This is a genomic window from Paractinoplanes ovalisporus (assembly GCF_016834655.1).
GTDB classification, from domain to species: domain Bacteria; phylum Actinomycetota; class Actinomycetes; order Mycobacteriales; family Micromonosporaceae; genus Actinoplanes; species Actinoplanes ovalisporus.
Genome location: NZ_JAENHP010000007.1, coordinates 91,625 through 114,269, shown reverse-complemented (window position 1 = coordinate 114,269; position 22,645 = coordinate 91,625). Strand labels below are relative to the sequence as shown.

Annotated in this window: 23 protein-coding genes and 1 pseudogene; 14 read left to right on the top strand and 10 right to left on the bottom strand. The window is 70.0% G+C overall.

Features of this window, described 5'->3' with window-relative positions; translation table 11 throughout:
• Positions 1–35 precede the first annotated feature (35 nt).
• From JIG36_RS22650 to JIG36_RS22640, 3 genes are all read left to right on the top strand, one after another.
• Positions 36–650, top strand: coding sequence for a TetR/AcrR family transcriptional regulator (locus JIG36_RS22650; RefSeq protein WP_203378378.1), 615 nt, complete (start codon positions 36–38; stop codon positions 648–650).
• A 312-nt stretch (positions 651–962) separates the two neighbouring features.
• Positions 963–1,877, top strand: coding sequence for a hypothetical protein (locus JIG36_RS22645; protein WP_203378377.1), 915 nt, complete (start codon positions 963–965; stop codon positions 1,875–1,877).
• Positions 1,874–2,773, top strand: a complete 900-nt coding sequence (locus JIG36_RS22640) for a hypothetical protein (RefSeq protein WP_203378376.1) — start codon at positions 1,874–1,876, stop codon at positions 2,771–2,773. The genes JIG36_RS22645 and JIG36_RS22640 overlap by 4 nt, the downstream gene beginning before the upstream one ends.
• 45 nt (positions 2,774–2,818) lie before the next feature.
• On the opposite strand, the pseudogene JIG36_RS22635 reads toward JIG36_RS22640, so the two are convergent.
• Positions 2,819–3,044: pseudogene (locus JIG36_RS22635) on the bottom strand (transposase); the annotation flags it as partial.
• 93 nt (positions 3,045–3,137) lie between these two features.
• On the opposite strand from JIG36_RS22635, the gene JIG36_RS22630 reads away from it, so the two are divergent.
• Positions 3,138–3,914: a phosphotransferase gene (locus JIG36_RS22630; RefSeq protein WP_203378374.1), complete on the top strand. Its 777-nt coding sequence runs from the start codon at positions 3,138–3,140 to the stop codon at positions 3,912–3,914.
• A gap of 36 nt (positions 3,915–3,950) precedes the next feature.
• Positions 3,951–4,118 carry a hypothetical protein gene (locus JIG36_RS22625; RefSeq protein WP_203378373.1) on the top strand — a complete coding sequence of 56 codons (168 nt, stop codon included), beginning with the start codon at positions 3,951–3,953 and terminating at the stop codon, positions 4,116–4,118.
• A 39-nt stretch (positions 4,119–4,157) separates the two neighbouring features.
• On the opposite strand, the gene JIG36_RS22620 is transcribed toward JIG36_RS22625, so the two are convergent.
• Positions 4,158–6,353, bottom strand: coding sequence for a beta-glucosidase family protein (locus tag JIG36_RS22620; RefSeq protein WP_203378372.1), 2,196 nt, complete (start codon positions 6,351–6,353; stop codon positions 4,158–4,160).
• Between the two features lie 371 nt (positions 6,354–6,724).
• On the opposite strand from JIG36_RS22620, the gene JIG36_RS22615 reads away from it, so the two are divergent.
• The gene (locus JIG36_RS22615) at positions 6,725–7,900 is read left to right on the top strand and encodes a zinc-dependent alcohol dehydrogenase (protein WP_307872859.1); all 1,176 of its coding nucleotides are present in this window, start codon (positions 6,725–6,727) and stop codon (positions 7,898–7,900) included.
• Here the strand turns inward: JIG36_RS22615 and JIG36_RS22610 are convergent.
• Entirely contained in the window at positions 7,854–8,570 is a 717-nt protein-coding gene (locus JIG36_RS22610; RefSeq protein WP_203378370.1) for an SMI1/KNR4 family protein, read from the bottom strand. The genes JIG36_RS22615 and JIG36_RS22610 overlap by 47 nt on opposite strands.
• Positions 8,571–8,656: 86 nt before the next feature.
• Between JIG36_RS22610 and JIG36_RS22605 the strand changes: the two genes are divergently transcribed.
• From JIG36_RS22605 to JIG36_RS22595, 3 genes are all read left to right on the top strand, one after another.
• On the top strand, positions 8,657–9,043 hold the full coding sequence (locus JIG36_RS22605; protein WP_203378369.1) for a DUF6394 family protein: 387 nt from the start codon (positions 8,657–8,659) through the stop codon (positions 9,041–9,043).
• Positions 9,044–9,155: 112 nt separating this feature from the next.
• Complete coding sequence (locus tag JIG36_RS22600) at positions 9,156–10,934, top strand: potassium channel family protein (RefSeq protein WP_203378368.1); 1,779 nt, start codon at positions 9,156–9,158, stop codon at positions 10,932–10,934.
• A gap of 125 nt (positions 10,935–11,059) precedes the next feature.
• On the top strand, positions 11,060–11,299 hold the full coding sequence (locus JIG36_RS22595) for a hypothetical protein (protein ID WP_203378367.1): 240 nt from the start codon (positions 11,060–11,062) through the stop codon (positions 11,297–11,299).
• A gap of 3 nt (positions 11,300–11,302) precedes the next feature.
• On the opposite strand, the gene JIG36_RS22590 is transcribed toward JIG36_RS22595, so the two are convergent.
• The 4 genes from JIG36_RS22590 to JIG36_RS22575 all read right to left on the bottom strand — a co-directional run bounded on the left by JIG36_RS22590 (position 11,303) and on the right by JIG36_RS22575 (position 14,443).
• Entirely contained in the window at positions 11,303–11,614 is a 312-nt protein-coding gene (locus tag JIG36_RS22590; RefSeq protein WP_203378366.1) for an antibiotic biosynthesis monooxygenase family protein, read from the bottom strand.
• Positions 11,615–11,738: 124 nt separating this feature from the next.
• Positions 11,739–12,824: a chemotaxis protein CheB gene (locus JIG36_RS22585; RefSeq protein WP_203378659.1), complete on the bottom strand. Its 1,086-nt coding sequence runs from the start codon at positions 12,822–12,824 to the stop codon at positions 11,739–11,741.
• Positions 12,825–12,941: 117 nt separating this feature from the next.
• Positions 12,942–13,574: a DedA family protein gene (locus JIG36_RS22580; protein ID WP_203378365.1), complete on the bottom strand. Its 633-nt coding sequence runs from the start codon at positions 13,572–13,574 to the stop codon at positions 12,942–12,944.
• A 68-nt stretch (positions 13,575–13,642) separates the two neighbouring features.
• Positions 13,643–14,443 carry a CPBP family intramembrane glutamic endopeptidase gene (locus tag JIG36_RS22575; protein WP_203378364.1) on the bottom strand — a complete coding sequence of 267 codons (801 nt, stop codon included), beginning with the start codon at positions 14,441–14,443 and terminating at the stop codon, positions 13,643–13,645.
• 72 nt (positions 14,444–14,515) lie between these two features.
• On the opposite strand from JIG36_RS22575, the gene JIG36_RS22570 reads away from it, so the two are divergent.
• The 3 genes from JIG36_RS22570 to JIG36_RS22560 all read left to right on the top strand — a co-directional run bounded on the left by JIG36_RS22570 (position 14,516) and on the right by JIG36_RS22560 (position 18,393).
• Entirely contained in the window at positions 14,516–16,240 is a 1,725-nt protein-coding gene (locus tag JIG36_RS22570) for a sensor histidine kinase (RefSeq protein WP_203378363.1), read from the top strand.
• Positions 16,231–16,875 carry a response regulator transcription factor gene (locus tag JIG36_RS22565; RefSeq protein WP_203378362.1) on the top strand — a complete coding sequence of 215 codons (645 nt, stop codon included), beginning with the start codon at positions 16,231–16,233 and terminating at the stop codon, positions 16,873–16,875. The genes JIG36_RS22570 and JIG36_RS22565 overlap by 10 nt, the downstream gene beginning before the upstream one ends.
• 189 nt (positions 16,876–17,064) lie before the next feature.
• The gene (locus tag JIG36_RS22560) at positions 17,065–18,393 is read left to right on the top strand and encodes a winged helix DNA-binding domain-containing protein (protein ID WP_203378361.1); all 1,329 of its coding nucleotides are present in this window, start codon (positions 17,065–17,067) and stop codon (positions 18,391–18,393) included.
• 203 nt (positions 18,394–18,596) lie between these two features.
• Here the strand turns inward: JIG36_RS22560 and JIG36_RS22555 are convergent, their stop codons facing one another.
• Positions 18,597–19,595 carry an EamA family transporter gene (locus JIG36_RS22555; protein WP_203378360.1) on the bottom strand — a complete coding sequence of 333 codons (999 nt, stop codon included), beginning with the start codon at positions 19,593–19,595 and terminating at the stop codon, positions 18,597–18,599.
• Between the two features lie 105 nt (positions 19,596–19,700).
• Here JIG36_RS22555 and JIG36_RS22550 point away from each other — a divergent pair, with 105 nt between their 5' ends.
• Positions 19,701–20,252 (top strand): CGNR zinc finger domain-containing protein, encoded by a 552-nt coding sequence (locus JIG36_RS22550; protein WP_203378359.1) that lies wholly within the window; start codon positions 19,701–19,703, stop codon positions 20,250–20,252.
• 204 nt (positions 20,253–20,456) lie between these two features.
• A complete protein-coding gene (locus JIG36_RS54800; RefSeq protein WP_203378358.1) occupies positions 20,457–20,837 on the top strand; it encodes a helix-turn-helix domain-containing protein in 381 nt (126 codons plus the stop codon).
• A 189-nt stretch (positions 20,838–21,026) separates the two neighbouring features.
• On the opposite strand, the gene JIG36_RS22540 is transcribed toward JIG36_RS54800, so the two are convergent.
• Positions 21,027–21,848 (bottom strand): SAM-dependent methyltransferase, encoded by an 822-nt coding sequence (locus JIG36_RS22540; protein ID WP_236048091.1) that lies wholly within the window; start codon positions 21,846–21,848, stop codon positions 21,027–21,029.
• A complete protein-coding gene (locus JIG36_RS22535) occupies positions 21,802–22,491 on the bottom strand; it encodes a response regulator (RefSeq protein WP_268919674.1) in 690 nt (229 codons plus the stop codon). Before JIG36_RS22535 ends, JIG36_RS22540 begins: the two co-directional genes overlap by 47 nt.
• Positions 22,492–22,645: the final 154 nt, after the last annotated feature.

The following is a 22,645-nucleotide window of genomic DNA, read 5'->3' as shown; positions in this document are numbered from 1 at the left end:
TCTGATTCTGGAGCATCTGCTCTAGAATCGTCAACATGGCACCACGACCCGCCGGCCGGCCCCGCGCATTCGACCGCGACGAGGCGCTGCGTCATGCCGCTCACCTGTTCTGGCAGCACGGCTTCTCCGGCACCTCGACCCGCATGCTGACGGCAGCCCTGGGCATCTCGAGCTCAAGCCTCTATGCCGCGTTCGGAACCAAGGCCGACCTGTTCGCCGAAGCGATCCGCAGCTATGCGCTGCGCTACAGCGCGATCTACGAGCGGGCCGTGGCCGAGCCCACGGCGGCCGCAGTCGTCGAGCGGCTCCTGCTCGAGTCCGTCACGGAGTTCACCCGGACCGACGAGGGTCACCCCGGTTGCCTGACAAGCAGCGCGGTCATGGCCGACACCTCCTCCACCTTCGACGTACGCAAATACGTCGCCGGCCTCCAGCGCACCGACGAGGCACGCCTGCGAGGTCGCCTCGAGCAGGCAGCACGCGCCGGCGAACTGCCGCCCACCGTGCAAGCCACCATGCTCGCCGATCTTGTGCAGACCTTGTGGCAGGGCCTCTCGACTAGAGCCGAACTGGGCGCAACGCGTGAAGAACTCATTGCCGTCGCCACATTCGCGATAACCCTCATTCCTCAGGAGTCCACGAACAGCTAACACCCGAGCAGGCCGGCGACTGCCGCTCTCCCCAAGGCCGCCCCTTGGTGGGGGCGGTCAAGATTCCGCGGTTCAATGCGGCACGGCCGGGCACCAGGTTCCCGCCGGCATCGATGCCGGCAATGTGGTCAGGACCGCCCGAGCCGGTTCCGCGTTCGGAGATCGATGCCGGATCGACGCGACGATCGCTGGGTCAGCCCATCGACGGGTGATATGCAGCCGGCAATAACGGCACCACTCATCTGTATCCTTGCCGGGACGTGTCGAGCCATAGGACAAACTGGGTCGCCGGGTGACAGCAGGAGGCCGGACGTGACCGTCGCACCGCCTCGCCAAGGCTGGCCGCGCGCCGACGTCCTCGCCTTGATCGGCATCGTCGTGGCGGTCATCGCGATCGTGGTCGGAGCGACGTTCGCGATCGCGGTTCCCGAGATCCGGTGCAAGTTGGGTCTCGACAAGTGCCCCGCCACCGCCGACAACTGGACGGGCATTGCCCACACCATCGGGCAGCCGCTCAGCGGCACCCGCATGCCGTACAACGCGACGCTACCGGCGCCGGTAGCGCCAGCGGGAGTCCAGCCCGAGGTTCTCCTCACCATCTCCGAACTCACCAACCAAGGCAAGCCCGTCCAGGTCGGGTTGAGCGGCCGCGGGTTCTACGCCTACAGCAGCGTCGACATCGTCTGGTCGCGCCCCGACGGGAAGACGGCCGGAACCTACGCGGCACAGACCGACGACCGCGGGTTGTTCGACTACGCGTTGCTGTGGCGGCCTGACCCTGAATTGAAGAGGGCCGGCAACGACGGTGGGTGGACGGTACGGGTCACCGACCGTACCTCAGGCTGGGACGACGCCGCTCAACTGACCGTGCACAGCGACGACGGCACACCCGACCCCGATTCGTGGCCGGAGCCGAAAGCCAGCGCGTTCCGGCCGGCGAGCGTCCGTGGCGGCACCAGCGGGGCTCTCTGCGACGGCACCGGCGCATTCGCCACCATCAACCTCGAGGGCTACACCCCTGACGCAAGGGTCCGGCTCGAATACCGATCGCCCAGCAACGAGGTCGTACTGACCCAAGGCGTACGCGTCGACGGGCAAGGCCGCGTCACGGTGATCACCCTGTGGCGGTCGGCGTCCTGCACCGAGTCCGTCTATCAGGCACGCGCCATCGAGGACGGCACCAACCGCACAGCGACCGGCGCCATCCTGTTGCGGCCAAAGCCATGAGCCGCCCGATCACCCTGCAGATCACCACGATCATCGTCGGCGTCGTGGCGATCGTGGCCGGTGCAGCGGTGGCGGTGCTGGTCCCGGAGATCCGCTGCCACATCGGCTTGAGCCCGTGCCCGGAGCCGGTTCCGACCACGACCACTCGAACCTTCGTCGACGTCGCTCCCGCCGACGACGAACCGTTCCTGGTCCCCGGGCCGGAGGTGCCCGCGACGGGAGAGCCGATTCGAATCTGGCTCGACGACCCGGCGATCGTCAATCCGGGTAAACCGGTCCCGGTGATGCTGCGCGGTAGTGGATTCCAGCCGGAGGGACTCGCCGACATCGACTGGAGGACGCCAGACGGCGGCACCTACCTGGGCACGGCAACCTACGTCGGGGCCGACGGCAAGTTCGCGACCGGCCTGTATTGGTGGCCGCTGCAGGACATGGGCGTCGCCGGCAGCAACGGTGCCTGGTCTGTCCAGGTCACCGACCGCACATCAAGGCGGACGAAGAAGACGTCGCTGCGTGTGACCAGCGGCCCTGAAACCCCTGGGCCGGACCAGTGGCCGAGCCGGATGACGTGGCTGCCGCCGTTGACCGGGACGCCCGCGGTCGCAGTGGACATCCGCGGCGACGTGTGCCGCGACGACGGAGCCCGCGTGGAGCTCACGGCAAGCGGCTTCCCTCCCGACGCCAACATCAACATTCACCAGCTCCGAGCAGACGGCCAGCGTATCGGCTTCCAGAACTGGCAGACCGACGGCTACGGCCGCACCGAACACGTGGTCGAGTATTTCCGGTCGAACGGTTGTAACCAGGCCACGACCTTTCCCTATCGGGTCGTCGTCAATGTCGACGGCTGGTATGCGGAGGTGGCGGTGCCGCTGCGAGCAACCCCGCCGGCCTGACGCGGCGCAGATCGAGCCCTTACCGAAGGGACCGGCTCACGTCGGCTCGGCGTTCTCCTGCCGCAGCCGTTTCAACTCTGCTGATTCATCGGTCGTGGTCCCGGCCGGTTGCCCGTCATCGATCTGATTCTGGCGGACCCATCTTGCGCAGCGTCTCCGCAGTGCCGATACCCAGTTTCCGGGCGACCGCGGCGTAACCCGGCCGTACCTCGGCGACCATCTGCACCGCCCGCTCACGAAATTCCGCGGGGTACGGCGAAGGGCGTGACATGACTCGATCCTCCGGGAGACCGGGCCGATATCAAACCGGGGGCGATTGGATTCTGCGCAGCATGCGGCGACGATAGCTATTACCGTCGCGGGCATGGTGGATCATGAGATGTTGCAGGACAAGCCGCACCGTGAGGTGGTTCGCGTCGGCGACACCGTACGGCGGCCCTTGCAACCGTGGTCCGCCAGCGTGCATGAGCTTCTGCGGCACCTTGAGGACATCGATTTCCCGTACGCTCCCCGGTTCCTCGGCATCGACGACGAAGGGCGCGAAGTACTCACGTTTGTCGAGGGCGACTCCGGCCCCGACGGGTGGGCCCGGGTGGTCGACGAGCGCGGCCTGGTGGCCATGGCACGGCTGCTCCGGGACTACCACGACGCCGTACGGGGGTTTCGCCCGGAAGCCGCGGCGGGGTGGGCCGGGTTCACCGGTGACGGCGAGATCGTGCTGCACGGCGACTTCGGCCCGTGGAACCTTGTCTGGCACGGCACCCAACCGGTCGGGATTCTTGATTGGGACTACGCGTGGCCGGGGCGGCCGGTCCACGACGTGGCCTACGCGCTGGAATACGTGGCGCCGTTCCGCGACGACGACATGTGCCGGCAGTGGCTGGCCTACCCGGATGTGCCCGACCGGCGCCGTCGCCTGGAACTGTTCGCCGAGGCGTACGGGATGGAAGCTGTGGGTCTGGTTGACGAGGTCATCGCGCAGCAGGAGGCTGTCTGGGAGCGGGCCCGCCGGCTCGCCGCGCAGGGTATGCAACCGCAGGCCGAGTGGCAGCAGACCGGCTTTCTCGATCAGACGGCCGACCGCGTCCGCTGGAGCCGCGACAACCGGGCGCTCTTCGAGGGCCCAGCGGGAGAGCCTTAGCAAATCCGTAGAAGCAGACCACGTCGGAGGTACGTCATGTCGGATCTGAGCAAGGACACCGAGGCCCAGCTGGAGGAGATCGCCGAGGAGCGGATGGAGGAGCTGCCCGGCGAGACGGCCCTCGGCCACCGTGACCCGGCGGCCGGTGGCGAGGGCGAGCCGCAGGACTTCAAGGGCAACGAAGACGTCACGTTGCCCGAATGAGTGGCGAAGCGGGGGGCTTTGACGGCCCCCCGCGACCATTTACAGGCGGAAGTTCGCCCGCACGCCGCCGACCTGCACGCCGTACGTTCCGTGGGCCGTCTTCCACCCGCCCGACCAGTACTGCAGCAGGTGCAGATCGGCCAGGTCGGACCGGGACAGCGACAGGTCGACCGTGCGGCTCTGCCCCGGCGCGAGCGTGACCCGCTGGAAGCTCACGAGCCGCTTCGAGGGTTCCCCGGTCGAGGCGGGCAGGGTCGCGTACGCCTGAGCGACCTCGGTGCCCGACCGCCGGCCGGTGTTGGTGAGCCGAACCCGGATGTTCACTTCGCCGCGTGACGCCGACACGCGCAGATCCGAATACTTGAACGTGGTGTACGACAGGCCGTGGCCGAACGGGAACAGCGGCGCGATGCCCTGGCTGTCGTACCAGCGGTAGCCGACCTTGAGGCCCTCGTTGTAGTCGACCTGCCGGATGCCGCCGGTCACCACGCCCGGGTACTGCGCGGCGCTGCCCGCGGTGGGCGTGTCGGCGAGCGATTTCGGGAACGTCATCGGCAGCTTGCCCGACGGGTTGGTGTCACCGAACAGCAGCGACGCGACCGCCGGACCCATCTGCTCACCGGCGTACCACGTCTCGAGAACGGCCGGCACCCGCGACAGCCAGGGCATCTCGACGGCGCTTCCGGTTTGGAGCACGACCACCGTACGGGGATTGGCCGCCGCCACCGCCTCGATGAGCGCGTCGCCGTTGCCCTGCAGCCTGAGGTCGGTCAGGTCGGTGAATTCACCCATGCGTACGTACGCGAACACGACCGCGACGTCGGCGTTCCTGGCCGCCGTGGCGGCGGCCGTCAGATCACTGCCGTTGTCGAAGGCGACGGTGGCGCCGTTCCGGGCCGCTCGTGCGCGAATGCTCGTTTCCGGCGACACCAGATCCTCGCACTGCAGGGTCGTCGGGTTGCCGAACCGCCACGGCAGGCTGCACACCGACGACGCGCTGACGCCGTTGGTCGGTGTGCTCGACGCGGTGGCGCCGATGACCGCGATCTGATCGTTCCTGCGCGGATTGAGCGGTAGCAGTCCGTTGTTCTTGAGCAGCACGGAACCCTGCTCGGCGGTGGCGCGAGCGATCGCCTTGTGCGCGTTTGTGGACGCGTCCTCCACCGGCGTGGCCGGAAGTGCACGATCGAACAGTCCACCCCGAATGTACGAACGCACAACCTTGAACGCCGCCGCGTCGATCTGCTTCTGCGTGATCAGCCCCGCCGCCAGGGCCTCGTCGAGCCGAGCCGGTGTGAACCAGATCGGTCGGTTGAGCTCCTGGTCGAGCCCGTTGACCAGGCTGGGCGCGGTGGAGTGGACGGAACCGAAATCGCTCATCACGTAGCCGTCGAAGCCGATGTCGTCCTTGAGCACGTTGTTCAAACGCGCATTCTCACAGGCGTACACGTGATTGATCTGGTTGTACGAACACATGACGCTCTCCGGGCCGCCACGCTTGACGGCGATTTCGAACGGCAGGTCGTAGATTTCGCGCAACGTTCGCTCATCCGCGTTGGACGAACTTGTCTGCCTGTCCACTTCCTGTTCGTTGGCGACATAGTGTTTGAGCGTGGCGAGCACTCCGCGGCTCTGAATGCCCTTGGTGCCGGCCGCCGCGAGCAGCCCGGTCAGCAGCGGGTCCTCGCCCAGGTATTCCGGCGTGCGCCCCGACAACGGTGTACGGCCGCCGGCCAGGCCCGGGGCGAGCAGCACGTTCTTGCCCTTGTCGAACGCCTCGGTCGCCTGGGCGGCCCCCTTCGCGTACGCGAGGGGCTGGTTGAAGGTGGCCGCGGTCGCGATGGTGGCCGGAAACGCGGTGACGCCCGGCGTGAACCGCACACCGTCGGGCCCGTCGGAGTAGACGACGGTCGGGGTGCACGGCACCTGGACGGGATAGACGACGCCGCCTGTCCACTCGGTTTGTTGCGGGCTGTTCGCGGGTTGCTCGACCAGCCAGCGGTACTTCTGATGCTGGCTGCTCGCGGCGAGCAGTGCCTGGGCGCGCTTCTCGGGCGACTTGCGTGTGTCCATCCAGGGATAGGTCCTGCACTCGGCGGCGGTGGGCGCCGCGGACGCCGCTGGGGCAGCCGACGCGGGGGCGGCCGACGCGAGCGCGGGAGCAGCCGACGCGGGTGCTGCGGTGACGGCGATGGCGATCGGTGCCAGTAAGGCCAGTACCAGAGTTCTTCTCATCCGGGGCCCCTTTGGAGGTTGATACGTTTCATTCGAGGTGCTGCATCGCTCGGAGTCGGTCATGCGGACTGGATCGGAGCGCACGCCATCGCGGCACATCCCGGGACGGATCTGTTTCCATCGAGTAGCGGGAATGTTTCCGCCCTTGGTCCACATCCTGCGGCGACGGTGACAGCCACGCTAGGACGACATGCACGGGGACTAGCACAGAACGCACTTGCGCCGCCGCCCCGTTGTGGATAGACAGTCGCCTGTGGACAAACCCCGCCCCGGGCTTGACACGGCGTAGGGTCATCACCGCCGCTCCCCGAGGTGGGTGGGGGTTAGGGAAGGCGCTTCGACAAATGCACGCTATCCTGACAAATCTGGCAGTGCCTCGATATCTGCTGACAAAAGCCGCCCACCGGGTCGGGATCAACGCCGGGGCCCTGCTCTCGCTGCGCGACGACTGGCCCGAACCCAAGCTCCCCGAGGCCCCGGGCTGGGTGCGTCTGCGGCCCGAGCTCACCGGCATCTGCGGCAGCGACGTCGGTGTCGCCCAGGCCAAGTCGTCGCTGGTGCTGAGCGCCTTCTACACCGCGCGCCACCAGATTCTCGGCCACGAGATCGTCGCGGTCACCGACTCCGGCGAGCGTGTCGTGGTCGACCCGATCGTGTCCTGTGTCCACCGCGGGTTCCCGCCGTGCCGGTCCTGCCAGGACGGCTTCCCGTACGTCTGTGAGCGTTTCGACCAACCCGGCGTCTCCGGGTGCCACGCCCCCGCACTCGGCTTCGACGCGGCACTCGGCGGCGGCTGGGGCGAGGTGCTGGTCGCCCACGAGTCCCAGCTGCACCCGGTGGGCGATCTGCCGTCACGCCGCGCGGTGCTGGCCGAGCCCACCTCGATCGCCCTGCACGCGGCCCTGCAGTGGAAGCGTCGCGGCGACCGGGCGGTCGTGATCGGGCCGGGCACGATCGGCCTGCTCGTCATCGCCGCGTTGCGCCGGCTGCACCCCGGCCTCGACATCACGGCGGTGGGTCCGGGCACATTCATTCCCCCGTACGCGGAAAGGGCCGGCGCCGACCGCACCCTGCCGCCCGGCCCGGAGGTCGTGGAAACCCTGGCCGGTCTGCACGGAGGCCGGGTCATCCGCCCCCGGCTCACCCGTGTCCCGCTGCTGGAACAGGGAGTCGACGTGGTTTTCGACTGTGTCGGCCTGTCCTCGACGATCGACCTGGGCCTGCACCTGCTGCGCCCCAGCGGCATGCTCGTGCTGGTCGGCGGCGCCGGCAGGCAGCCCGTCGACTGGTCGCTGGTCTGGAACCGACAGCTCACCGTGCAGGGCAGCGTCAACTTCGGCCCCGAACCCGCCCTGGACGGCCGCCACACGATGGCGCAGGCGGTCGAGTGGCTGGCCGACCCCGCCTACCCGGTCGACGGCCTGGTCACCCACATCCACGACCTGCCCGAGTGGCGCACCGCCCTGACCACCGCCGCCGCCGGCCCCCGCGCCTCAGCAGTCAAAGTGGCGCTGCGCCCCAACCCGGATCTCCCTCTCCGAACCTGACCCGCAGCCGCTGCCGCCCCTCGTCGTCCGACCACGGCTCGACACCCACCACGGGCGCCTCGTCCGGAACCGACATCACCGCCGCATAGATGTCGCCGCCATAGATCATCGCGGTGTAGCTGTCGATGGTCACCATGGTGGCCACGTCCTCGGGCCCGCCCAGCAACATGGACGGGGTCAGCACGACGTTCCGGGTGGGCGGCACCTCCCCGAACTTCGCGACACAGGCCAGCGCGACCGGGTGGGTCGGGGTGAGCGCGTTGTGGACGATCTCGCGCTCGAGGAACTGCTCGAACGAGTCGAACACCGGCCGCGCGCCCAGCAGGTTCGCGTCGAGCAGATACACCACGTCGTCGTAGGAACCGTCGGCGCGGCGGCGTAGTGCGTACTGATCCCCGAACGCGGTCCCGCCGACCATGAGGAACGAGTCGGCGCGGCCGTTCCAGGCGAAACGCCACGCCTGCTCGTCGTTCCAGGAGCGGACATCCATGTGCCGGTCGGGCCGGACGCCGAAGACCCGGTTCATCCCCCGGTGCACGGTGAACCCGTTGGCGACGCGCAGAGTCGCCGCATAGTCGGGCGGCAACTCCCCCAGGAACGGCTCGGAGCCGTCCAGGGCCGGCCCCACGTCGGAAAGTCCCACGTCGGGTAGATGCTGGAGAACGGTCACGGGCGAACCATAAGACGCGAAGTTGAGCGGCGATCCGGCGGGCGGGGGAACCGCTGCTGCATTAGCGTGTGTCCCGGGGTGAGGGTGTGAGTCTGGAAAAGGTGATCTTCGGCTTCTTCGTGCTGCTGGCCGCGACCCTCAACTTCGGGTTCTTCATCGGCGACATCGACGATGCGGCCCTGCACAACGAATACGAGCTGTTCGCGGCGGTGGTGGTCAACCTGATCGCGACCGTGCTCAAGTTCGGCGACCGCACCCAGATCGGGGCGGTGCACCTGGCGACCAGCCTCGTGGCCGACCTGCAGCTGATCGCGGCGACGATCACGTGGGTCTACGCGACGCAGATCTCGAGCGCCGGCATGACCCCGGAGAACACGGCGAGCGTGGTGTCGCTGTCCGGCGGCGCGCTGCTGGCCAACCTGGTCTCGGTCGCGCTGCTGGTGATAGAGACGACGACCTTCCGGCGCCGGTGAAGGCCGAGGCGCGGATGAAAGCGCAGATGACGGCCACGGCGCGGGTGAAGGCGCAAACGACGGCCACGGCGCGGGTGAAAGCGCAGATGACGGCCGAGGCGCGGACAAAAACATGAAGCGGCGTACGACCATCGCCCGGCCCACCGAAGGGTCACCGACCGTCTTTCTGGTGCTCCGCCGCATGCGGGCGCCCCTCATCGTGCTCATCCTGATATTCGCGATCAGCGTCTTCGGCCTCACGCTGATCCCGGGGCAGGACGCGGACGGCAACCCAGTGCGCATGGGGTTCTTCGACGCGTTCTACTTCATGAGCTACACCGCCACCACCATCGGGTACGGCGAGATCCCGCACCCGTTCACCGGCGCCCAGCGACTCTGGGTCACGGCCACCATCTATCTCACGGTGATCGGCTGGGCGTACGCGATCGGCTCGCTGCTCGCCACCCTGCGCGACCGGGCGTTCCGCGACGCGCTGGCCCTGCGCCGTTTCACCGGCACCGTCAAGCGCCTGCGGGAACCGTTCCTGCTGGTCGTCGGCTACGGCCAGACCGGCCAGCTGCTCGGGCACGCGCTCGACGCGCTGGGCCGGCGCATGGTGGTGGTCGACAGCTCCCCCGAGCACGTCGACACGCTCGACATCGACCCGTACCACGCCGACATCCCGGGTCTGGTCGCCAACGCCGCCAACCCGCACCACCTGGGCGTGGCCGGTCTCGAGCACCCGTGCTGCGAGGGCGTGGTCGCGCTGACCGACGACGACGAGGTCAACCTGATCGTCGCCATGACGGCCGCGCTGATCCGTCCGGGGCTGCCGGTCATCGCCCGTACGGTGTCCCCGGCGATCGAGCACCGCATGCACGCGTTCGGTTCGCCGACCGTGGTCAACCCCTTCGACCGGTACGGCGATCACCTGCGTATCGCGTTGCGCGCGCCCTCGGCGTACCTGCTGATGTCGTGGCTCGTGCGGGGTGAGGGCGCCGAGATGCCCGCGCCGGGCCGGCCGCCGGCGACGGGGCGCTGGGTGGTGTGCGGCTTCGGGCGGTTCGGCCACAAGCTGGTCGACGACCTGCGCGCCGACGGCCTCGAGGTCACCGTGATCGACCTGCACCCCGACGAGGACCCGGGCCTGACCGTGATCGAGGGCGACGCGTCCGAACCGTCGGTGCTGGCCGCGGCCGACCTCGCGACGGCGGCCGGGTTCGTGGCCGGCACCGACAACGACGCCACCAACCTGTCGCTGGTCGCGGCGGCCCGCAAGGAGAACAACGCGCTGTTCATCGGCGCCCGGCAGAACCGCCCGCAGAACGCTCCCCTTTTCGCCGCCATGGAGATCGACTGGCTGCTGGTGCCGAGCGAGATGGCGGCCCGGGAGATCTACGCGCGGCTGAGCACACCGCTGCTGTGGCGCTTCCTGCAGGAGATGCCGGCGCTGGGCGAGCAGTGGGCCGCGGACACGCTGGAGCGGATGCGCGCGTACTGCGGCATGCAGCTGGGGCCGGTGTGGAAGGTCAACCTGACCGACGCCGAGGCGCCCGGGCTGCGGCCGTGGCTGCCCTCCGGCGTACGGCTGGGCGATCTTCTGCGGTCTCCCGGTGATCGTGGGCAGCGGCTCGACGCGGTGCCGTTGATGCTGCTCCGGGGTGACGAGACGACGCTCGGGCCGGACGACGACACGGTGCTCGAATCCGGTGATCAGGTCCTGATGGCGGGTCGTGGGCGCACTCCGCGGGCTCTGCTCGACACGATGACGAACCGGGTCGTGGCCGAGTACGTCCTTACCGGACGTCACGTCCCCGCCGGCTGGGTAGCACAGCGTGTAACCGGACGGATACCCGCTTCCACGGAATCACCGGTGCGTTCGTCGGACGATCCCTCCAACAATCGGACATAAATCCCTCGTGCAAGCGCACGTGCACGTGCAGATGCCCTTGTGCAGCTGCAATGGACAGCGCAGGATGGACGCCAGCGTTCCCGATTGAGCCGTCCCTGGGAGGGGACCCGACCCCGCGAGGTGAGATGACCATCGACGACAGACCCGCGGGCACCCTCTGGACTTTCGCCGAGGAGGACTACCGGTACGGCACCGGCCCGCTCCGTATGCACATCAACCGCGTGCTGGCCGGTTCGCCGCTGCAGCACGACGGCGATCTCTGGTACGAGGTGGAGGGCGTCGAGGTGAGCGACCAGGGCCAGGTCGTCGGCCCGCGTCGCGCCACCGTGAGGGCGTCCCGGCTGCCTACGATCCGCCGGGGCTGACCCTCAGCCCGTAACGAAGATCGCGACCTCGTCGTGCACCACCCGCTCGTCCCAGCGGGTCAGCACCTTGCGCGCCTGCTCGGCCACGACCGCGAACTCGTATTCGTCGCCGGCGAAGGCCCGGATCGCGTCGACGTCGGTGAAGAACGTGATCGACGTGAACCGCACCTCGCCGCCGCTCTGATGGCGCAGCAGCCGGGCGCCCCGGAAACCCGGGATGCCCCGCAGCTCGGTCGCCACCACCGTCGCGTAGTGATGCTGATACTCGTCCGCCAGGGACGCCGTCGTCCAGCCGTGCCAGGTCCGCGCGATCATGCCTCGCCTCCCTACGACGCCAGACCTCAGCATCGCCGGGCGAGGCGCACCTGTCGAGGCTCCTATCGAGGCTCCCCGTCGAGGCACGCCGCCGGGGAGCCCCGTCGAGGCACCCCGCCGACGTTCACCCGCCGAGGCCGCGAACGCTGTCGAGACTACGAGCGCTGTCGAGACCCGAAATGCTGTCGAGGCCCGGTACGTCGTCGAGGTCGTCGAGCACGATGTCCGGGAAGTGTTTGCGGATCACCTCGGCCGCCGCCCGGATCTCCTCGGCCGCCGCCCGCTGATGGGCCCCGGCCAGCCCGGTGGTGTTGCCGCGGTGCCGGCCGGCCAGGTCCTCGTAGAGGCGGGCCTGCTCCTCGAGCAGGCTCAGCGCCGTCCACAGTCCCTGCTCGATCTTTTCCTGCTGGGCGGCGAGCAGGTTCTGCGGCGACCAGATGTGCCCGATGTGGCAGGTGTAGTGCAGCGCCGGCCCGGTGTCGACGACGTTCATGCCGCCCGTGCAGTCGGGGCAGCTGAGCGCGACCGGACGTCCGGGCTGCCGACGCTGCGGGATGTCGTTGAAGTTCTCGGCCATGTCGGTCTCCGCCAGCAGGTCGGCGTCCGGGCTGGACGATGTCGGTTCGATGTGTTCGGCCAGCAGCTGCACGATGCCGAAACCGATGTCGACGGCGGGCAGACGTTCGGCCCGGGGAACGACCGCCAGCGCCGCGCGGGGCATGCCCGGGTAGTCCGCGTCTTCCGGGTCCTGCACGAGACAGGCGCCACCGGCGGCATCGACCGCGGCCAGCCCCACGGCGCCGTCGTCCAAGTTTCCGGAGAGGACCACGGCCACCGTACGGGATCCTCGCCAGCGCGCCACACTACGGAACAGGGCGTCGACCGACGGGCGGGCCCGGTTCTGCTTCGGGGCGCCGCTGAGCAGCACGTGCCCGTCCCGGACGAGCAGATGCCGCCCGGGCACGGCCACCAGAACCTGGCCTTCCCGCAGCGGCATCCCGTGCTCGGCCGCGCGCACCGGCAGGGGTCCGCAGCGGTCCAGGATCGCCGCCAGCCGGCTGGCGCTCTGAGCCGGTATGTGCAGCACGACGAGCACCGCCGCCGGCAGATCGGCCGGCAGACCCGCAACCACCTGGCGCAGCGCCTCAACCCCACCGGCCGAACCGCCCAGCACCACCACGTCCCGCCGCTGACCACTGTCGCTCGTCATCACGCCTGCATCCCCCATCAGCGGCGTGACAAACGGGCATGCCATCCCCCGTACGTGGCCCGCAGGTTCACCCCGGAAGACCAGTTCCCGCCGTACGGTCCCTGGCCGTTCGGCGTCTCAGGCAGCGACCGCCGCAGCGGGGCGGCGCAGGCGGCGGGCCAGGAACGGCACCACGCCGAGGCAGGTCGCGCCGACCGCGGTGAGCACGAGGCCGAGACCGCCCGTGGCGTCGGCCCCCGCCGTGATCAGCCCGACGCCGGCGAAGGCGCCCACCCACAGGGCCGTGCCGAGACCCGACCAGAGGACGAACCGGCCGAACGGCATCCGCACCACCCCGGCCACGATCGGGACCACCGCGTGCACCACGGCCACAAACCGCACCGCGACCAGGGCCGGGGCCCCGCGCTCACGCAGGTAGGTCTCGGCCCGGTCGAAACGTTCGGCGCCGATGCGGCGGCCCAGCCGGGTTCCGCGCAGGCGGGGACCGAAGGCGCGGCCGATCGCGTAGCCGCACATCTGACCGGCGAGCGCACCCGCAGTGCCGACCGCCAGCACCGCCACGAAGCCCATCGGCCCGTCCGGCAGCGACCCGGCCAGCATGACCACGGATTCGCCGGGCACGAGCAGACCGGCCAGGAATGTCATCTCGACGGCGGCGGACAGGAACGTGAAGACCAGAACCGTCCATCGGTCGAGAGTGGACAGCCAGTCGACGAAGGCGGTGGCGGCGTTCATCAGTTCGGCGAGCACAGGATCAGCCTTCCGCTCCCCGGCCCGCCGAACCATCGGGCTCTACCCCGAGATCACCCTGAGAATGCTCAGGGCTGCACGATCGGGGTCGTCAGCACACCGTCCGGGCGACGGGCCTCGGGGGTCGAGGGCCGGCGGGTCCAGGCGCCGCGGTCGAGGACCATGGTGGCGAGCGCGATCACGGTCCAGGCGACGAGCCCGTACGTCAGGACGCGGTCGATGTCGGAACCCTCGTACCCGAAGGTCTCCGGGGTGATCGTGCCCTGCACCACGTGGAAGAGCATCGTCAGCAGCACGCTGCCGTCCGAACGCCGGAACAGCCAGCAGTACACGAACGTGATGACGAACGTGATCGGCAGCCCGATCCAGCCGATGTGGTTCCCCTGTGTCACGAAGACCAGCGGCAGGTGCCAGAGCGCGACCAGCGACGCGAGCACGGCCGCCGAGGCGAGCGGGGAGTGGAGCGCGTCCCGGCGGGGCAGGGCGAACCCGCGCCAGCCGGGTTCCTCGCCGAGCGGGCCGTCCATCGGGTTGACCCAGCGCAGCGCGAACACCATCGCGATGTCGGCCCACGCGAACTGCCACGAGGCGCCGCGGGCGATCGCGACCGTCGAGAAGATGACGGCCAGCGGCAGCCCGACCGCGGCCAGGTAGCACCACCAGGGCACCCGCCAGCGGATCATGCGGCGGCCGAGGTCGCGCAGGGTTCCGGTGACGGCGGCGACGATCAGGGCGGCGACCAGCGGCGCGACCGGCAGGAGGCTGGTTCCTTCGATGCCGAACGGCCACGGCGACCATCCGACGACAAACGCGATGGTGAAGAACGAGACGAGGGGGTGGCGGCGGATCGCCGCGGTAATGGTGGACATGCCCCGACGGTCGTCGCTGTGCGGGTCGCGCGGCACCGTGCGTACCCGCAAGCCGTAGGCCGGTTTTCTGGCATGTTCGCGGCCGCCCGGCGCGCCTATCCTGCTGGCATCGACGGGCAGAAGGTTCCCAGCCGTACGCTGCGGGTGGCCCTGGCCTCGGCCGCGGTGGCCGCAGCGGCGATGTCTCTCGCCCTGGCCCGCGCCGCCGACCGGCTCCCGCAGGCCACGCTGTTCGTCTGGATCCTGCTGGCGTACGTGTTCTGCGGGCTGCTGGCGTGGACGCGCCGGCCGGGCAGCGCGTTCGGGCGGCTCATGGTTCTGGTCGGGTTCGGGGCTGCGCTGTCGACCCTGGCCTGGTCGTCCGATCCGGTGCTGTTCACCGTGGGACAGGCCCTCGACCTGCTCGTGGTGGTGCTGTTCCTGCACGTGTTCCTGGCCTTCCCGGCCGGGCGGCTGAACGGGACGGCACGCGTTCTGGTCCTCATCGCGTACGGGACCTCGGTCGGTCTGCAGTTGACGGCCATGACGCTGGGCGCGTTCGGACCCGGCAACCTGCTCCGCATCGTCGACGCGCCCACCGCCGCCACCGTGGTGCACGCGGTCGAACTGGTCACGCTGAGCGCGCTGCTGCTGGCCGGGGTCGGGCTTCTCGCCGTACGGAGGAAGGCCGACAACCTCCCCCTGCGCCGCTCGGTCCGATGGCTCGTCGACGCGTTCGCTCTCGGCCTGGTGTCGCTCGCCGTGCTGCTGGTCATGGGCGTGCTCTCGGTTCCCGGTTTCGCGCTGGTGCAGGCGGTCACGCTGGGTGTGCTGGGCCTGGCCCCGGTGGCGTTCCTGGTCGGGCTGCTCGACGCGCGGCTGGCCCGGGCCGCGCTGGGCGAGCTGATGGTGGAGCTGCGGACCGCGCCCGGCGACCTCTCCCCCGCGCTGGCCCGGGTGCTGCGCGATCCGACCGCCCGGCTGCTCTACTGGCTGCCGCAATATCGCAGCTGGGTCGACCACGACGGCGCCCCGGCCGAGCTGCCCGCCTCGGCGACGCTGATCCGGCGCGGGGGTGAACCGGTGGCCGCGATCGCCCACCACCCGGCCGTGGCGGCGGAACGGGACCTGCTCGACGCCGTCGTGGCGGCGGTCGAGATGGTGCTCGACAACGGGCGGCTGCGGGCCGAGTTGAAAGCCGGGCTGGCCGAGGTACGGGGTTCCCGAGCGCGAGTGGTCGAGGCCGGCCGCCGCGAGCGCCGCCGCCTGGAACGCGACCTGCACGACGGTGCGCAGCAACGGCTGGTCGGCCTGTCGCTGCGGCTGAGCCTGATCGAGGCCCGGCTCGGCGGCGACCCGGCGGCGCGGGAGGCGGTGGCCGAGGCCCGGGTCGAGGTGGCGACGTCGCTGACCGAGCTGCGTGACATCGCCCGCGGCCTCTATCCCGGTGTGCTCAGCGCGCACGGGCTGGCGGTGGCCGTGGAGTCGGTGCCGGCGCCGGTGCCGCTGCGGCTCGACGTGCGTCTCGACGGGCGGCTGCCCGAGGCGGTCGAGGTGGCGGCGTACTACGTGGTGTGCGAGAGCCTGACCAACGTGGGAAGGCACGCGGGCGCCTCCTCGGCCGGGGTCTGCCTGCACTCCGACGGCGACCGGCTGGTGGTGGAGATCGAGGACGACGGGGTGGGCGGGGCCGACACGCGGCTCGGCAGCGGGTTGCGCGGACTGGCCGATCGGGTCGAGGCGCTGGGTGGCACGCTGCGGGTGTGGAGCCCGGCCGGCGGCGGCACGCGGGTCCGGGCGGAGTTGCCGTGCGGGTAGCGATCGCCGAAGACAGCGTGCTCCTGCGTGAGGGGCTGGCCCGCCTGCTGACCGACGCCGGGTTCGAGGTGGTGGCCCGGTGCGGCGACGCCGAGGCGCTGTTGCGCGCGGTGGCGGCCCTGGCGCCCGAGGTGGCGGTGGTCGACATCCGGATGCCGCCGACCCACACCGACGAGGGTTTGCGGGCGGCGGTCGAGATAAGAGCGGCCTTCCCCCGTACGGGCGTGCTGGTCCTGTCGCAACACGTCGAACCGGCGCTGGCCATGACGCTGTTCGCCGATTCCGCCTCCGGGGCCGGCTACCTGTTGAAGGACCGCATCGCGGAGGTCACGGATTTCACCGACGCGCTCCGCCGGGTGGCCGCGGGCGGCACCGCGGTCGACCCGGTGATCGTGTCGTCGCTGGTGGCGCGGCCCCGGCCCGACGATCCGCTCGGCCGGTTGACGCCGCGCGAGCGCGAGGTGCTGGAGCTGATGGCGAGCGGACACTCCAACCAGGGAATCGCCGACCGCCTCGTGCTGACGTTGCGCGCGGTCGAGAAGTACGTGTCGAGCATCTTCGGCAAACTCGGCCTGCCGGCCACCGGCGGCGAGTCGCGGCGGGTCCTGGCGGTGCTGCTTTTCCTGCGCCGCTAGCGTGATCCGAGTAGGCGGTTGCTGCTTTTCCTGCGCCACTGGCGTGATCCGGGTAGGCGATTGCTGCTTTTCCTGCGCCGCTAGCGTGATCCGGGTAGGCGGTGCTGCTTTTCCTGCGCCACTGGCGTGATCCGGGTGGGCGGTTGTTGCGGTCGGGAACTGGCCGCAATCGCCGCTAGCGTGGCCTGCATGTGGTCATCCGTCCTCCGCCGCCGAGTCGTCCGCAACTACCTGGCCTCGCCCGGCACCGACTGCGCCGACGTGGTGGCGGCGATGTGCGGCGCGCACGCCCAGGTGATGTCGGCGGCCGAAACCTCGGTTGCGCTCCGCATGGGCGGGGGCACGCTGGCGGCCGTACGGGAAGCTCTCTGGACCGACCGCACACTGGTCAAGACGTGGGGGCCGCGCGGGACCGTGCACCTGCTGCCCACCCGCGACCTGGGCCTGTGGACGGCGGCGCTGGCCGCGCTGCCGCACACCAACCCGTTCGCCGCGGACGTCCGGATGTCACCCGCACAGTCGTCCGACGTGGTGGCGGCGCTCGACGACGCGGTGCGGACAGCCGGGGAATGCCTGACCGTCGACGAGCTGTCGGACGAGGTGGTGAAGCGGACCGGTTCGTGGGCGGGTGACCTGGTGATGCCGGCGTTCCAGACCTACTGGCCGCGGTGGCGTCAGATCGTCGGCTCGCCGCTGACGCAGGGGGTGCTGTGCTTCGGCCCGTTGCGGGGACGCAAGGTGACCTACACGAGCCCGTCCTTGTGGTCGCCGGGCTTCACGGCGTGGGAGCCGACGGCCGCGTTGCACGAGGTGATCCGGCGGTACCTGTGGTCCTACGGCCCGGCCACGCCGGCCGAGGTGGCGCGGTGGCTCTCGACACCCGTCCCGGTGGTGACGAAGGCGTTCGCCGCCATGGGCCAGATGCTGGAGCCGTTCACAGCCGCCAGCGACGACGCCGCCGCTTATGGTGCCGCCAACGTGAACGCTGCGAGTGCCGCCGCAGGTGCTGCCCCGGCCCGTGATGCCGCGAGCGTTATCAGCGCCGATGCCGCCCCCGTCGATGCCGCCGCTGTTGCCGGGGCCGCAGCTGCTGCCGAAGTCGCTGGTGCCGCCGCCGGAGTCGCCGGTGCCGGTGCTGCTGGTCGGCAGGCGTGGCTCTTGACGAACGACGATTCGTTTTCTGAAGGCGACGCCACCTTGCGGCTGCTGCCGTACTTCGACGCGTACACGGTGGCGTCGCACCCGCGCCGTGAGGTGTTTCCGGGGCGGGCCTTCGAGCGGGCGCTGGCCCGGGGGCAGGCCGGGAACTATCCCGTTCTGCTGATCGACGGGCGGGCCGCGGGTGTCTGGCACCAGCGCCGCTCGGGGCGCCGGGTCCACGTCACCGTGGAACCCCTGTCGCCGCTGTCACGGGCCCGGCTGTCCGCCCTGGATGACGAGGTCGAGCGCCTGGGTCACGCGCTCGCCGCCACCCCGACGCTGACGATCGGCGAGGTGACGGTCGGCGCACACGCCTGACCACCAGCGGCAAGGCTGGACAGGGCCCGAGAACGGACCGGCACGACGACCGCCCGACGCGGCGGGCAGGCGGCGTCACGGTCGTCCGGCCGTACGGGAAAGCGGTCTTCCCTCTATGCCACGAGCGAGCAAATGCGACGGGCCTGCGTGGCAACGGGGGTCAAGCGGGGCGTAGCGGCGAGCCGGCAGATCCCCGGACGCGGTCAGGCCGGCACCGGCGCGGTCACCGGCTCCTCGCCCTCCTTCTTGTCACCGTCGTGGTTCTCGCTGCTCTCGTTCGCCCCTTCGGCGACCGCGGCGGTCGGCTCGCCCGGGATTGTGGCGATGCCGGCCAGGATCAGGGCTCCGCCGAACATCTGGAGCAGCGTCAGCGACTCGCCCAGCACCAGCCACGCGAAGATCGACGCGAAGACGACCTCGAGCAGGCCCAGGAACGACGCCAGGCGCGAGCCCAGCCGGGTGGAACCGGCGATCCCGGTGGCGTACGCGATGGCCGTGCCCGCAATAGCCACCACGCCCAGCGGAACCCACCAGGGGGCGGTGGCGCCGAGCATCGGAACGCTGCCGCCGACCGTCTCGAACGGGATCGCGCCGGTCAGGCCGACCAGACCGAGAACGAGACCGCCCAGCAGCAGCCCGGAACCGGCCAGGGCCACGGGCGGCAGGCCGTCGGAGGGGCGCGCCGCGACGACGAAGTAGACAGCGCAGCCGATCGCGGCGGCGAACGCGAGCATCAGGCCCACCGGGTCGACCGCCTGCAGCGCGCCCGGGCCGATCACCAGCACCAGGCCGCCGATCGCGAGCACGGAACCCAGGATGACGGTCGGGCGCGGCACCCGTCGCGTGGTCGCCCACGCCCAGAGCACGAGCAGCAGCGGCGCCAGGTATTCGATCAGCAGAGCCGTCGAGACGGGGATGCGAGCGACCGCGGCGAAGTACGTGAGCTGGGTGAACGCCACCGCGATCACGCCCATGCCGAGCACCCGCCACCGGGCGCGCCACAGGGCCGACCAGCGCCCGCGCAGCGCGAACAGAACGAACGGGAGCAGCACCAGGCTGCCGGCGAGGGCACGTACGGTGACCGCGGCCGCCGGCGACCACCCGGCCTCCAGCAGCGGCTTGATGAACGCGCCGGACGTTCCGAACGACACCGCGGACAGGATCATCGCGGCCAGTCCGACGTGCTTCGGTGCGAGATTCACGACGCCTCCCCTGACTTCACCGGCGGTTGCGCGGCGGCCCCACTGCCGTCATGAGCTAAATTGCTTATGACCCTGACGCTAGGCCGGTCTCGGTGAGGAGTCAAATTGCTTTTTGCCCCTGACACGGAGGAGTCCCTCAACTTCGTGGTCGCGCTCGGAAACACGACTCCGGGCAGCTCACGCAGCGGTTCGGACGAGCTCGCAACGACCGGACAGCTCACCGAGCTGCTGGTGCGTTTCTCCTATACCGGGCGCATCGACCACGACGAGGCCGAGCTTCGTGAGGTGCGAGACACCCGTACGCTGCTCCGCTCGATCTGGGACCTGAACCGCGACGAGGCCGTCGAGGTCGTCAACCGCATGCTGCGCGACGCCAAGGCCTTGCCTTTCCTGGTGCGTCACGACCAGCTCGACTGGCACATGCACGCCACCTCACCCGACGCCCCGCTGGCCGAACGCATGCGCGCCGAGATGGGCCTGGCGTTCGCCGACGTGATCCGCATGGACGAGATGGACCGCCTACGCATCTGCGAGGCCGACGACTGCGACGGCTTGGTCCTGGACCTGTCCCGCAACGGTTCCAAGCGTTTCTGCACCGTACGCTGCGGCAACCGCATGAACATGATCGCCTTCCGCGAACGCAAAGCGGCCGGCTGACCCGCACACCACGACCGCGCACGCGAGCCGCCGACCGCGATCGCAAGACGGCCGGCCAGCCCGCACCCCCACGGCCACGCAGACGAGCCGCCGACCGCGAACACGAACCGACCAGCCGGCCCCGTCCCACGACCGCGCACGCCGATTAGCGCCCACGCTGCCTGCGGGAACCACGGAACGCGGCTCAAGGGCTAGGGTCGTCACATGATGCTGCGGGAGCTGATCGGCCGCGTGCTGCGGCAAACACGGCAGGCGCAACGCCGCACGCTGCGCGAGGTCGCCGACGCCGTCGGCATGTCGATCGGGCACCTCTCCGAGGTGGAGCGCGGCCGCAAAGAACCGTCGTCCGAACTGCTGGCCGCGATCTGCCGGGCCCTCGGCTTGACCATGGCCGACCTGCTGATCGCCGTCCTGCGCGACCTGGCCCCGCAGCAGCCGCGTCTGGCCCGCTTCGACCTGGCCCGCCTCGAATCGGCACACGCCGACCTGGCCCGCCTCAAGTCGACGCGAGGCGACCTGGCCCGTTTCGAGTCGGCTCCGCAGCCTCGCGCCACCCGCCGCATGGACTTCGACCTGGCTGCCTGACCCCGCCAAAGCCCACTCGCATCGCGGCTCCGGTATCCCAAAGTTCGCCCAGTCGAGCCGGCTCGCGCGCCCGCGTCACAGCTCCGCGCGTCGAGGGTTCGCGCGCGTCACCGCCCCGTGCGTCATAGCTCACGCGTGTCGGGGGCTCGCGTGTGTCGGGGGGCTCGCGCGTGCTGCCCCTCCCGCGTGTCAGGGCTTGCGCGCGACTCCCGCGTACCCGTCCACGACGATCTTCGTGTCGTCGGCCGGCCGCCACTCCGGGATCGGCACGATGCCGGGCTCCACCAGGGCGAGACCGTCGAAGAACGCGGTGAAGTCCTCGACCGAACGCAGGTGGTAGGGCACGGCGCCGCTCTCGTTGTACTGCCGGTGCGACTCGATCACCCGCTCGCTCGTGGCCGTACCGTCGGACATCGCCAGAAAGCTTCCCGACGGCAGCTCGGCCACCAACCCCCTTACGACGTCGCGCGCCTCGGCCGGACTTTCCACGTGCCCCATCACGCCGAGCATCATCAGCGCGATCGGCTGGGAGAAGTCGAGGGTGCGCCGGGCCTCCGCGATCACCGCGCGGGCGTCCTTCAGATCTTTGTCGATGTACGTCGTGACGCCCTCATCGGTGCTGGTCAGCAGCGCTCGGGCATGGCTGAGGACAAGCGGGTCGTTGTCCACATAGACGATCTTCGCGGTGGGGGCGACACGCTGCGCGACCTCGTGGGTGTTGTCGACGGTCGGCAGGCCGGTGCCGACATCGAGGAACTGCCGGACGCCCTGCTCGGCGGCCAGAAACGTGACCGCCCGCCCGAGAAACGCCCGGGTCTGGCGCGCCGCGTCGACGATCTCGGGGAAGACGGCCTTCACCTGATCACCGACCGCCCGGTCGGGGGCGAAGTTGTCCTTGCCGCCGAGCCAGTAGTTCCAGACACGGGCACTGTGCGGCACCTCGACGTTGAGCCTCGAAGCCAGGTCATCGGTCACCGCGCCAGTGTCCCGGTTGGACGAACGATCCGGCAATCCGCGGTGTGACCAGCTCCGCGTCGTACGCCGCGATAACCAACTGGGCCCGGTCACGCGCACGAAGCTTGGCCAGAAGATGCGTCAGATGCGTCTTCACGGTCTTCACCGAGATCACCAGCGCGGCCGCGATCTCGTCGTTGGACAACCCGCCCCCAACCAGCGCGAGCACATCAACCTCACGCACGGTAAGTCCTCGAAGCGACGGTCGTTCACGATGCGGTCCCGGCACTGACCGGAAGTGATCGACAAGCCGCGTGAGAATCGACGGCGCGAACAGCGACTCACCACGGTGAGTCCGCCGGATGGCCTCCAGCAACTGCTCCGGGTGAGCGTCCTTGAGCAGAAAACCGGACGCACCCGCGCGCAGAGCCTCATGGACGTATTCGTCAAGCTCGAACATGCTGAGCACCAGCACTCGCGCCCCGGTGAGGGCAGGATCGGCGCAGATCCGACGGGTCGCTTCGAGCCCGTCGACCCGCGGCATGCGAACGTCCATCAGAATGACGTCGGGCCGGGTCTCCCGAGCACACACCTCGGCTTCGGCACCGTCGCCGGCCTGCCCCACAACTGCGAGGTCAACCTCGTTGTCGATGATCAGCGCAAGGCTGTGGCGAAGCAGCGGCTGATCGTCAACAAGCAGAACCCGTACAGGCGCCTCTTCTCCCGCCGTCACCCCGACCTCCGCCAAGCGATCTCCCACCGCCACGCGCCTACCAGCCGCTCGGCGTTCACCCACCGCACGCGCCCACCGCCATGACTCACTCCCGCACCCACACCAGTCCACCGCCGCCACG